Origin of the sequence: Janthinobacterium agaricidamnosum NBRC 102515 = DSM 9628 (assembly GCF_000723165.1) — a bacterium.
GTDB lineage: Bacteria > Pseudomonadota > Gammaproteobacteria > Burkholderiales > Burkholderiaceae_D > Janthinobacterium > Janthinobacterium agaricidamnosum.
Window position 1 is genome coordinate 3,384,647 of sequence record NZ_HG322949.1, and the last position, 10,697, is coordinate 3,395,343.

The 10,697-nt window shown below is 64.2% G+C and carries 9 protein-coding genes; 5 read left to right on the forward strand and 4 right to left on the reverse strand.

Annotated features, from left to right (window positions below):
* Position 1 precedes the first annotated feature (1 nt).
* The 3 genes from GJA_RS14365 to GJA_RS14375 are packed head-to-tail and all read right to left on the reverse strand — an operon-like array spanning position 2 to position 3,864.
* Positions 2-886: an isochorismatase family protein gene (locus GJA_RS14365; RefSeq protein WP_174525997.1), complete on the reverse strand. Its 885-nt coding sequence runs from the start codon at positions 884-886 to the stop codon at positions 2-4.
* 57 nt (positions 887-943) lie between these two features.
* A complete protein-coding gene (locus tag GJA_RS14370) occupies positions 944-2,596 on the reverse strand; it encodes a (2,3-dihydroxybenzoyl)adenylate synthase (protein ID WP_038493299.1) in 1,653 nt (550 codons plus the stop codon).
* Positions 2,593-3,864: an isochorismate synthase gene (locus tag GJA_RS14375; RefSeq protein WP_051780884.1), complete on the reverse strand. Its 1,272-nt coding sequence runs from the start codon at positions 3,862-3,864 to the stop codon at positions 2,593-2,595. The genes GJA_RS14370 and GJA_RS14375 overlap by 4 nt, the downstream gene beginning before the upstream one ends.
* A gap of 377 nt (positions 3,865-4,241) precedes the next feature.
* On the opposite strand from GJA_RS14375, the gene GJA_RS14380 reads away from it, so the two are divergent.
* Together GJA_RS14380 and GJA_RS14385 are read left to right on the forward strand one after the other, a co-directional pair.
* Positions 4,242-5,357, forward strand: coding sequence for a 3-deoxy-7-phosphoheptulonate synthase (locus GJA_RS14380; RefSeq protein ID WP_051780887.1), 1,116 nt, complete (start codon positions 4,242-4,244; stop codon positions 5,355-5,357).
* Positions 5,354-6,553 carry an MFS transporter gene (locus GJA_RS14385; RefSeq protein ID WP_051780890.1) on the forward strand — a complete coding sequence of 400 codons (1,200 nt, stop codon included), beginning with the start codon at positions 5,354-5,356 and terminating at the stop codon, positions 6,551-6,553. The genes GJA_RS14380 and GJA_RS14385 overlap by 4 nt, the downstream gene beginning before the upstream one ends.
* Positions 6,554-6,634: 81 nt before the next feature.
* On the opposite strand, the gene GJA_RS14390 is transcribed toward GJA_RS14385, so the two are convergent.
* Positions 6,635-8,455 carry a hypothetical protein gene (locus tag GJA_RS14390; protein ID WP_038493305.1) on the reverse strand — a complete coding sequence of 607 codons (1,821 nt, stop codon included), beginning with the start codon at positions 8,453-8,455 and terminating at the stop codon, positions 6,635-6,637.
* A gap of 915 nt (positions 8,456-9,370) precedes the next feature.
* On the opposite strand from GJA_RS14390, the gene GJA_RS28530 reads away from it, so the two are divergent.
* The 3 genes from GJA_RS28530 to GJA_RS14400 are packed head-to-tail and all read left to right on the forward strand — an operon-like array spanning position 9,371 to position 10,160.
* On the forward strand, positions 9,371-9,496 hold the full coding sequence (locus GJA_RS28530) for a hypothetical protein (RefSeq protein ID WP_277914400.1): 126 nt from the start codon (positions 9,371-9,373) through the stop codon (positions 9,494-9,496).
* A gap of 52 nt (positions 9,497-9,548) precedes the next feature.
* Positions 9,549-9,728, forward strand: a complete 180-nt coding sequence (locus GJA_RS14395; protein ID WP_038493307.1) for a hypothetical protein — start codon at positions 9,549-9,551, stop codon at positions 9,726-9,728.
* Positions 9,729-9,731: 3 nt separating this feature from the next.
* Complete coding sequence (locus GJA_RS14400) at positions 9,732-10,160, forward strand: hypothetical protein (protein WP_038493309.1); 429 nt, start codon at positions 9,732-9,734, stop codon at positions 10,158-10,160.
* Positions 10,161-10,697 lie beyond the last annotated feature (537 nt).

Sequence of the window (10,697 nt, forward strand, 5' to 3'; positions counted from 1 at the left end):
CCTAGTTGCCCCGCGCCTGGGTCAGCAGACTCCACCAGTCGGCCAGCGTCGGCTGCTCGGCCAGGTCGACAAACGTCAGGCTGGAACCGGCCCGGCGCCAGCGTTCGACCAGGCTCATCAAACGGATCGAATCCAGCCCGGCATACAGCAGGTGATCGCCGGCCCGCAAATCGCTGGACGGTATCTGCAGCAGCTGCGCGACCTCGGCCTGCAGCGCTTCCAGGCTGGCCGGCAGCGCGCTGGCCGGTTGCGGCCGCAGCGCCGCGATCACGTCCTGCGCGGCGCTGACCACGCCGCAGCGCTGCGACACATAATCGAGCGCCATCGCATGCTGTTCGGCCGAGAAATCGGCCAGCGCATCGCCGACCAGGAAAGGCTGGATGTCGTTCATGAACGCGTCGGCGCTGGTCATCAGGCAGCCGATATGGGCGTACACGCCGCACACGATCAACTGGTCGCGGCCCTGCGCCCGCATGCGCTGCAACAGGTCGCTGCGCACGAAGGCGCTGTAGCGCCACTTGACCAGCACGGTGTCCTGCGCGCGCGGCGCCAGCGGCGCCACCACCGGCGCACGGTGCGGCTGCGCGGTCAGGCCGGGGCCCCACCAGTCTTGCAGCAGGCCGCGCTGCTGCGGCGCCTGCTCCGGCGGCTGCGCGGTGTACACCACCGGCACGCCGGCCGCGTCGCACGCCGCGCGCAGCCGGCCGATATGCTCCAGCAAGGCCGGGATCGGCGCTTCCTTGCTGTCGTAAAAATCGAGGAAATACTCTTGCATGTCATGGATCAGCAGCACGGCCCGCGCCGGGTCCGGTTTCCAGTCGACCCGGTTGGAAGGCATGGCGCCGGCGGCCGGCATCGGATAGGAAGCGATTCTTGGAATAGTCATCGGGAGGTCTTTATCGGTAAATGGCTGAAAAGGTTGAAAGGTTGGCACTGGCGGCGCTCAGGCGGGGCGGCCCGCCTGCGCCAGGGTTTGCGCGATGCGCTCGCGCAGCACGCGCTTGTTGACCTTGCCGACCCCGGTCATCGGGAAACGGTCGACGAATTCGATCCGGTCGGGAATCTTGTAATGCGCGATGCCGCGCTCGCGCAGGAAACCGGCCAGCGCCATCGCGCCCGGCGCCTCGCCGCGCGCAATCACGAAGGCGCAGCTGCGCTCGCCGAGATAGGCGTCCGGCATCGCCACCAGCGCGGCGTCATGCACGTTCGGATGCGCCAGCAAATGGTTTTCAACTTCATCGGCGGCCACCTTGTCGCCGCCGCGGTTGATCTGGTCCTTGGCGCGCCCTTCCACCACCAGGTGGCCGGACGGCAGTTGCGACACCAGGTCGCCGGTGCGGTAAAAGCCGTCGGCGGTGAAGGCGCGCGCATTGTGCTCGGGCGCCTGGTAGTAGCCGCGGATGGTGTACGGGCCGCGCGTCAGCAAATGGCCGACCGCGCCGGGCGCCACGTCGCGGTCTTCGTCATCGACCACGCGCACTTCGTCGGCGGCAGAAATCGGCCGCCCCTGGGTCTGCGCGACCAGCGCTTCGCTGTCGTCGTGACGGGTGTAATTGACCAGCCCTTCGGCCATGCCGAACACCTGCTGCAACGCGCAGCCGAGCACCGGCTGCACGCGGCGCGCCACTTCGGCGGTGAATTTGGCCCCGCCGACCTGCAGCAGCTGCAGGCTGCTCAAGTCGTGGCGCCGCTGGCCATTGCCGACCGCGTCCAGCCACACCATCGCCAGCGGCGGCACCAGCGACGTCAGCGTGACCCGCTCGGCCGCGATCAGCGGGAATGCGTCGTCGGGGCTGGCGCGGCGCGCCATCACCACGCAACCGCCGGCATGCAGCACGCCCAGCGTGCCGGGCGAACTGAGCGTGAAATTATGTGCCACCGGCAATGCGCACAGATAGATGGTCTCCGGCGTCAATCCGCAGATGTCGGCGCTGGCGCGGATGCTGTACAGATAATCGTCGGGCGTGCGCGGGATCAGCTTGGGCAAGCCGGTGCTGCCGCCCGACAATTGCAGGAAGGCGACATCGTCGGCCCTCGGTTCGGCGAAGGCGCGGGGTTCGTCATACAGGCTGTCGAGCGCACAGAATTCCTGCGCGTCGCCGGCCACGATGACCTGCAGCGCGGTACTGTGCTGCGCCAGCACCTGGCGCGCCAGCTGGCGGTAATCGAAGCCGCCGTCGGTGTCGGCGATGATGTAGGCCACCGCTGCGCTGTGGCTGCAAAAATAGCCGATCTCGGTGCGCCGGTGGGCCGGCAGCGCAAACACCGGCACCGCGCCGAGGCGGAACAGCGCGAAGCAGACCGCGAAGAATTCGGCGATATTCGGCAACTGCACCACCACCCGGTCGCGCGCGCCGATGCCCAGCCGCGCCAGGCCGGCCGCCAGCTGGTCGCTGCGCCGGTCCAGCTCCGGATAGGTCCAGCGCCGCGCGCCGCATACCAGCGCCAGGCGCTCGGGGAATTGCCGCGCGCGCCGGCGCAGCATGGCGCCAAACGTCTCGCCGGTCCAGTAGCCGGCGGCGCGGTAGGCCGCGGCGGCCTGCTCCGGCCAGGGTGTAAAGCCCGGCAAATAATCGGATGACTCGATTTTAATCATGACACTGCCTTTGCATGTTCATACAGTTGTTCGCCGGTTGGTTCGTCTTCCAGTTGCAGTTCCAGGTTCATCGCCGCCAGCATGGTGCGCAGCTTGGCCGAGGTTTCCAGCAATTCCAGTTGCGGTTCGGAGCCGGCCACGATGCCGGCACCGGCATACAGCGTCGCGCCGGCGGCGCCCACTTCGGCGCAGCGCAGCGTGACCGCCCATTCGCCGTCGCCGTGGCTGTCGCACCAGCCCACCAGGCCGGCGAAATAACGCCGGTCGAAGCCTTCCGCCTCGGCGATGAAGCTGGCCGCCGGCGCCGCCGGATGGCCGCATACGGCCGGCGTCGGATGCAGCGCCAGCGCCACTTCCAGCGAGGTGGTGGCCGGATCGGCCAGTTCGCCGCGCACTTGCGTGCCCAGGTGCCACATGGTGGCCGTCGACAGCAGGCTCGGCGCCGCCGGCACGTGCAGAGTCTTGCAATACGGCCGCATCGCCGCCGCCACCGCCTCCACCACCAGCGCATGCTCGTGCAAATCCTTGGCCGATTGCAGCAAGCCGTCGGCACGGCGGCGGTCCTCGGCCGGATCGGCGCTGCGCGGTATCGAACCGGCCAGCGGATGCGAGACCAGTGCGCGGCCGTGGCGCGACAGCAGCAGTTCCGGACTGGCGCCGATCAGGGTGCGCGGCGCGCCGGCCTGGCCGATGGCGGCCCCGGCCAGGTTGATAGCGAAGGTATAGCCGCGCAGATTGCGCGCCGCCAGCCGCTGCAGCAAGACCGGCAGGTCGATGCTGGCGTCCAGCGTCAGCGAACGCGACAGCACGGTTTTTTCAAAGCGGGCGGCGCCGATGTCGGCCAGCGCGCGGCGCACATTGGCACGGTACTGTTGCGGCGTCGGCTGCATCAGCGGCGCGCCCGGCAAACGCGCGCCAGGGTTGCCAAGCGCCAGGCCGGGCCCGGCGGCCGCGTGGTCGACGCCGGCGCCGCTGGCCAGTTGCCGCGGCAAGTACAGATAGGGCGCGGCGGAACTGCTGTCGAGGCAGAATGGCAGCGCGCCCATCAGCACCGCCGGTGTCGCCCGCCCGCCTGCGGCGTCCTTGAGGAAGGCCGCCGCATGGGCCGCGATCCGGCCGGGCGCGCATGGCGGCAGGACGGCTTGCACGCCGTGCGCCAGCAGCGAGCGCCGGGGCGACGCAAAAAATGTCGCGCCCGCCTGGTAATGCAAGAGCAAATCGGCGGCGCTGGCCTGTTCTGAAAATACATGATGAAGCCTGTCGTTCATGCTAAGGGTCCTCGCAAGAAATAATGACGGCATGGCGGTCGGCTAGCCTGATGAATGATTACCCTGTCCACTAACGAGACGCATGCGGCGCCCGGACGGGACCGGCCGCATGGCCTGCTGCGCAGTGAGCACCGCGCTTTTTTGCTTCCCGCGCTGCATGCGGATCGCATCGGCCGGGAAGTCGGCACGAGTGAGCGCTGTTTAGGAAAATGCAACTTCGGATTGAATTGTAAATGCGAATGAGAGTGATTTGCAATTGATTTATTATTTAAACACAATTATTATTCATGCCAGATGTTCATTTTGCTATGCACCTGGTCCCACCCTACCCCGCAATCCGCGCGCTGCCATGGCAGCCACGCCTACCGAGCCCCGTCATGAAAAGAGATCAACTTGTGGTCAATGAAGAAAGTTTTTTCAATCTTGCGAGCATCGACTCGATGCCCACGCCGGCCGAACTGCGCGCGCAGTTGCCGCTCGATGCGGTCGCGGCGCGAACCGTCAGCGACGGCCGCCGCACGGTGCGCAATATCCTGGAGCGGCGCGATCCGCGCCTGCTGGCGGTAGTCGGCCCCTGCTCGATCCACGATCCCGAGGCCGGGCTGGAATATGCGCGCCAGCTGCGCCAACTGGCGCTCGAACTGTCCGATACGCTGTACATCGTGATGCGCGTGTATTTCGAAAAGCCGCGCACCAGCATCGGCTGGAAGGGGCTGATCAACGACCCCGGCATGGACAACACCTTCCGGATCGCCGACGGCATGCGCCAGGCGCGCAGCTTCTTGCTGGAAGTCAACCGGCTCGGCTTGCCGGCCGCCGCCGAAGCGCTCGATCCGGTGTCGCCGCACTACTTGGCGGAACTGATCAGCTGGGCGGCCATCGGCGCGCGCACCACCGAATCGCAAACCCATCGCGAAATGTCGTCCGGCCTGCCGATGCCGGTCGGCTTCAAGAACGGCACCGACGGCAGCGTCGATACCGCCGTCAACGCGATCTTGTCGACCTCGCACCCGCACTCCTTCCTCGGCATCGACGGCGACGGCCGCACCGCCATCATCCGCACCCTCGGCAACGGCCACAGCCACCTGGTATTGCGCGGCGGCGGCGGCCGGCCCAACTACGACAGCGTCAGCGTGGCGCTGGCCGAACGCGCGCTGGCCAAGGCCAGGCTGGCGCCCAACATCGTCATCGACTGCGCCCACGGCAATTCCTACAAGGACCACCGGCAGCAAGCGGCGGTGATGACCGACCTGGCGCACCAGATCCGCCAGGGCAACCGCAGCATCCTCGGCACCATGATCGAAAGCTTCCTCGAACCTGGCAACCAGGCCATCCCGTCCGACCTGGCGCAGCTGCGCTACGGCTGCTCGGTGACCGACGCCTGCGTCGGCTGGAACGGCACCGCCGCGATGCTGCGCGACGCCGCCGCGCTGCTGCGCGACGCGCTGCCGGCGCGCCTCGATGGCGCCACCTGCGCGACGGGAACCCAATGAAACAGCTGTCCCCCACCCAGGCCATCGTCATCGTCGGCGCGATCCAGTTCGTCTACCTGCTCGACTTCATCATGCTGCTGCCGCTCGGCCCCGACCTGGCGCGCGCGCTGGCTTTTTCCAGCGACAAGCTGGGCTGGCTGTCGGCAGCCTACACCTCGGCCGCGGTGCTGTCCGGATTGCTGTCGGTGCGCCTGCTGGACCGCTATGACCGGCGTTCGGTCTTGCTGCTGGCGTTCGGCGCGGTCGGCCTGTGCACCCTGGCGGCCACGTTCGCCAGCGGCCTGTGGACGCTGATGCTGGCGCGCGCGCTGACTGGTTTGTGCGGCGGCCCGGCCATCGCGCTGGGCATGGCGCTCATCATCGACAGCACGCCGCCGGAACGGCGCGGACGCGCGATCGGCAAGGTCATGCTGGGATTTTCCGCCGCCGTGATCGCCGGCGTGCCGATGGCGCTGGAACTGGCGCGCTGGGGCGGCTGGCGCCTGCCGTTTTATGCGGTGGCGGCGATGGCGGCGCTGGTGTGGCTGCTGGCGGCGGTGCGCCTGCCCAGCCTGCGCAACCACCTTGAGCCGGACCGCCGGCATGCCGTGTCGGCGCGCAGCCTGCTGGCCCGGCCGGCGGTGCGCGCAGCTTGCCTGATGCAGGCGCTGAGCCAGTTTTCCGCCTTCCTGGTGATCCCGCAATTTTCCGCCTACCTGCTGCTGAACCTGGGCTTTCCACGCGAACGGCTCGGCATGCTGTACTTTGCCGGCGGGGTCGCCGCGCTGGTGACGGTGCAATTGCTGGGCCGCCTGGCCGACCGTGCCGGAGCGCTGCCGGCGGCGGCCATCGCCACGCTCGCCTTTTGCGCCGGCCTGGCGCCGTTTTTCAATCTCGGCGCGCTGCCGCTGGTGCTGCCGTTCATCCTGTTCATGGCGGGCAACGCCGGCCGCAACGTCACCCTGGCCGCCATCACCAGCCAGGTGCCGGCGCCGCACGAGCGGGCCGGCTTCATGTCCTTGCAAAACATCGTGCAAGACCTGGCGATCAGCGCCGCCGCGCTGAGTTCCAGCCTGCTGCTGGGCCAGCGCGCCGATGGCGGATTGACCGGCATGGACACGGTTGCGCTGCTGTCGGCGGGACTGTCGGTGATGGTGCTGGCGGCGCTGCTGCGCTTGCGTTGGCGCTTGCCGCTGGCGCAATTGCGCCGGCAGTGAAGCGCCACTGCGTGGCGCGCTCACGCTGGCCAGCTGTTTGCAGCGGCCAGCGTGAGCGTGGGGCGAGCGCCCCATCCGATACTATGCGTAGCAGCCGGCGATCGGCGTCGCCCCCAGCGGCATGCCGTCGATATCGCGCAGGTAGCCCAGGTTCGGGCCGGCAGCCATGCTGCGCGCCGGATGCGCCTTCATTGGACGGTAGCGGGCATCGACCACGGTCCAGTTATTGTATTGCTGGGCCTGCTCGGCACGGATATCGGTGTTGGCCAGCGCGGCGGAATGCGCATCCAGTCCGCTCGCGCCGATCCACGAGGCGGCCGACCCGGCCGTATCGCGCAACACGTATTTGCGTGCGCCGCTGCCGCCCTGCCATGAGCCATCCCCCATATAGGCGTTGTAGTCGCTGGAGCTGGGATTAACGAACGGCGAACCGCCGCCCTGCAATGACATGTACTCGAATCCCTCGTAGCCATATCCCTGCACCAGGTTGCGATTGAACTGCCACGACACCCCGGTCAGGCCCGGTGCGGCCGGATTGCCACGCACCACGACCTGATTCAGGTTGGCGCCCCACGTCGTGGCGTTGATGATGGTGTTGTGCGCGATGACGGTGTTGGCGCCGCCGCCCAGCGAGAATGCGAAGCGCGCATTCAGGATTAAATTGTGGTGGCAATGGTTATTGACATTGGCCGTCGAATTCATATCGGGGGTTTCACCCTCGAGTTGCCCGAACAGGGCAAACGCGCCGTTGGAATACGAGCCGACGCACAGGCGCGCATTGTTACTGGGATCATTGCGCCCCACGTTATACGCGATTTCGGTATTGCTGCTCGATGCGTAGGCCTCATACAGCGAGTTGCCGCCGATGTTCCACGAGCTGTTGCCGGTGACCTGCCCATGGTTGGAGTGGATTTGCTCGACAGCATTGTTTAACCCATCGTAGAAGAACGAATCGACGGCAGCCCAGTTGATCAGGCGCGCATTCGGCCGCGCCCCGGCAATCGTCAGCAAGGCGCTGCTGTGGTGGCCGCCCGGCTGATCCACGCCCGACTGGCCGAACATGCAATGCGACCACAATGCGCCCACCGCGCGCTGGGTGTCGCTGAATGTGGCGCCCAGCGCATTATCCCGGCCCAGCCTGGCATGAATGCCGATCACCTGCACATTACCGCTGCTGCCCTCATTCACCGGTCCAAACGCCAGGCCACGCTCGGCCTTGGTGATTTCCATCTGCCCCAGGTTGGGGTTTTCGTTATCGAGCGGAACGATATACACCGCACCGGCGGATGGGCAATAGCCGATACTGCCGGGTCCGGCCGTTGCGATGTCGGCAATCGCAACCGCGGCGCTGGCGTAAGAAGTCGAGCGTTTCAGCAGCCGAAACCCATTTTGGTACACGTCCTGATTCTGCGTGACGCGCAGTGCCCACACGCCCCGCGCCAAAGACTCCCAACCCAGCGCGATCACGCCGCCGACGATCTGCGGCAGCACTTCGCTGTTGCCGTACGGGACCAGCCGAAACGGCGAATTCAAGCCGCCGCGCACGTAAAATTGCAATCCGCCATACAGCACGCTGCCGCGGCGCATGCCGAGCGTAATGTTTTGCACATTGCCGGCGATCGCGGCTTGCACTTGCGCGGCGCTGCTGAAGGGATTGCGCAGCGTGCCGGTGCCGGCTGACGAGGCGGCGCCCGGGTCGAAGAAATGCGTCGGCGTAAAGTCGATATCGACGCCGCGCTGGAATTTTGCGGCGGCCCGCTGGATCACCCATTGCCGATGATAGGTGTCCGACAGCAGCGGCAAGGCTATCAGGTTTGCATCTGGCGCAGCCTCGGCATGGTGCGCCTGGCCCTCGTGCAGGTGGATGGTGTGCGGCTGTGCGGCGGTTGCGATAGTTGTCATAAATACTTCCATAGTGGTGGTTAAAAAATGTCACGACATGCCGGGAGCATCGTCCAGCGCGCAGATGCTCCTGGCCTTGCTTGCAGGCCGACCTCGATCAATGGCCTTCCTGCCGTGCGCTGCGTTACGCACGCTTGAGGCAATAAAAAAGCCGCTTGGTTACCCAAGCGGCTTCGATAGAATGACTTTAATTGTGTGGCTTAAATGTGTGGCTTCAATGCTATAAATGGTTAGGCCGAACGAACGGATTTACCTGTACAGTCGACGCAGGTATGCCCGAGTTATTAATATATACGGAACTGGCATCAGGAGTTTGATGTAGAACAAACAGTAGTCAATAAATTGACGAAAAACATGTTTGCTGAATACGGCGGCATGGGCCGGCGGGGTGTCGCAGGACGTGGAGCGACATTGCTCGTCACTGCCTGCATTTTCTTTTTTTATCGATGGCACACAGCCTGCCCGACAAGATGTAGGCAGCCCACCAACGCGGCGACCTTCTGGAGCAGCGAATTTTTCTGATGCAGATTTGGGCCAACTATGCCGAGTGCGGCAAAAGTGACGTCAATACGCAGGGTAATAGGCTAGCGCTGTGCATTCCGGGTGCGACCTTAAGTTGCAACAATTCACTAGATCTCACTTTGACAATTTTATATACAATCCCGGCGCGCAATGAATTGATGGAGCAAGAATTTACACAAAAATATGGAGTTGCGCCATGACTATAAAGTTCCTGGCGCTCGCCGTGGTCTTAATTTTTTCAACTCATGCGGCGGCCGCGCCATGCAACAAGAATACGGCCCAAGAGGTTCAAGCCGGGCTCGGCGAGTTCGCCAAGCAGCGCACGGAAGGCGATCACCTGCCTGTGCATTGGGTCATGCGATCGAGAGGTTGCCTGATGCGAGGCGACTTCAGATGGTCACAGCCTACACCGATATGGATGCATGCCTGAGCGGCGGCGCGCGCGAGATCCTGTTTTACCGCAAAGGCAAGCTCATGGGCATGACATCGCCGGCATCGGGCGTACGGCTGGTGAAGTGAATACTTCACCAGCCACGCGACGTGTGCACCTCATTAGATAGGAGCGTCTTTTATGACAAAAAATGAACGTCTGACGCTGCTGTCGCTCACCAAGCAGCTAGTCAGAGTAAGCGATGTTGTTGCGAATATTGCTGCCGCAATGCCAAACGATAACTTGCGATCGGCCTGCGATAGTGAATTAAAGGTGGCAATGGATGAGGTCAATGAAATTGTAATGGCAATGAATGGGTAGCCGATGAGGAACGTTGATTTCAGTCTAATAGATCGAATACAAAAGACGATTGACAAAGGCGGCGAGCCGCCGGATGATGGCTTTATGGAAGCTAGAATCGCAAAGCTTGAAGAGTTTGTAGTCGATACGCGTGAGCGCTTGACGAAGATAGAGACGCGTCTGGAGCAGACAGCCACCAAGTCCGACATCGGCGACATCCGGGTCGACATGCATAAGGGATTTGTCGACATGACCAAGTGGGTCGTTGGGACGGCAGTTGGCATGGGCGCGGCTGGCATCGTCGTTATGACATTTGTGCTCAATAATGCCGTGCCGAAATCTACTGCTCCATTGCCAGCTCAGCCGCAGCCGATCATGATCTATACGCAGCCTGCGCCGGTCGCCCCGGTTGCGGCAACAGCGGCGCCTCCTGCGCCTACTACCCCGCCTTAATCAAAGCCCGCCACGCGCAGCGCTCGCTGGCATACTATGGTCAAACCATTGTCCGGGCCGACGTTGCGCCTGGTCGTTGGAGGTGTATCGTGAACGCACCAGTTACCCCAACCAAGCCAGGTAATACACTCGCACCGGTTGCTGCTGCCACGGCGGTGATCATGCTGACAGCGGACGAGGCACAGTTCTACACTGTTACAGGACAATCGATTTGTACTACCCCGCCGACAATCTGGAAATTGTGAAATTGCAAGCCAAGAAGTATTCGACAATCAAGCCGCCGACCGGCATTCGCCTGATTTCTGTGAGAAGCAGGCAAGTGACGCGATGATCCCTGAAATCACCGTCAAGGTGATGTGGCCGTGCATCGTGGCCACTTGCCACATTCTTTTCTATCGATCAACGCAGGCGTCGCGCGCCCTCGGCGCGCCAGGCCGGCGCATGGCGCCGGCAGATGGGCGATTCGAAGCCTTGCGCCTACAGGCGCAAGGCTTCGAATCTCACCATCTTCCGTCCGGCACAAATAAAAAAAGCTCC